A 1,039-nucleotide genomic window follows, 5' to 3' on the forward strand; every position below is an offset into this window, starting at 1 on the left:
AGCTGTAGAACTGCGCCTCGGTAAGCGTGACGGTTTCGTTGGATTGATTTTTTACTTGATAAATAATGCCAGAGAAGGGCCGTCCAGAAAAAAGCGTCTGTGGAATAACGGCTAAAGGACTCTTATCTTTGGGTAACGTTTTTGGGTCAATAGGATGCAGATTAAAACCGGGGACGGGCGTTTTCGTGCGCTGCCACTCAATCATCTGCTTGGTAAACTCCCCAAGCGCCAGCGGGTATTCGATGTCTTTTTCGAAGACACTTTGCTCTGATTGAGTGTGCAGAGGGATAAATTCACTGACCACGGCTGGAACGGCTTTAGGATTGACGAAAAGTGAGAAGTTTTGCCCTTTTTCTGTGAATACGTGCGCCGTAAAGGGTAAGGCGATGTTGAGTTTGATGTTGATAGAGCCGGATTGGTCTCGCTGGCTGCCTTTTGCTATGCAAAATCCTCTTGGGCACTGGACGTTAAGGATTTTATCGCCCCTTACGACAAGGCGGTTGGTATTAACAGAGGATAGAGGCAATACGATAGTATCGTTTTGCGCAAAATGATAACGGTTGGCGGTAATGTTCTTTGCTTGAGTGATTAAGGGGAAAAACAACGCGGCCAAAAGCGCGACGTTCATAATGTTCTTCATAGTGGCACCTCTTGAGCGATAGAGTGAAGTTCAATCAAACCGAGCGGATAGTCGGTTTGGATGATGTAAGTCACTGGCTCTGGTTCGAGCTTTCGACCTGCGATGGTTTTGTTGAGCGTTCCTTTGACTCGAATTTTCATTTCATCCACATTCGAGGCGATGTTGTGCACTTCAAAAAAGCTCGTGACGTCGTTTTCAATGATGAACGTCGCTTCGCGCATGAGTTTGTCTTGTAGGCCGCTCCAATATTGAGAAGGGACATAGGTCATGAGCTGATTAAATTGACGGTTCACGTTAGCCGGTGTGACATTGAATTTCAGGTGTACCCACCATTCGGCCATCAGTGCAAGATAGGCTTCATCAACCGCTTCATTCGATACGGTAAATGCGCGGTCGATG

Annotated in this window: 2 protein-coding genes; both read right to left on the bottom strand. The window is 46.8% G+C overall.

Going from position 1 to position 1,039, the window contains the following annotated elements; translation table 11 throughout:
* Positions 1-640, bottom strand: a 640-nt coding sequence (traK, locus tag AB6E51_RS24525; protein ID WP_372140328.1) for a type-F conjugative transfer system secretin TraK, incomplete at its 3' end; no start/stop codon positions are given.
* Positions 637-1,039: type IV conjugative transfer system protein TraE (gene traE / locus AB6E51_RS24530; RefSeq protein ID WP_372127371.1), on the bottom strand; the 403-nt coding region annotated here is incomplete at its 5' end. The genes traE and traK, both read right to left, overlap by 4 nt.

The sequence above is a fragment of the Vibrio sp. 10N.247.311.47 genome (genome assembly GCF_041467535.1).
Lineage (GTDB): Bacteria > Pseudomonadota > Gammaproteobacteria > Enterobacterales > Vibrionaceae > Vibrio > Vibrio crassostreae_C.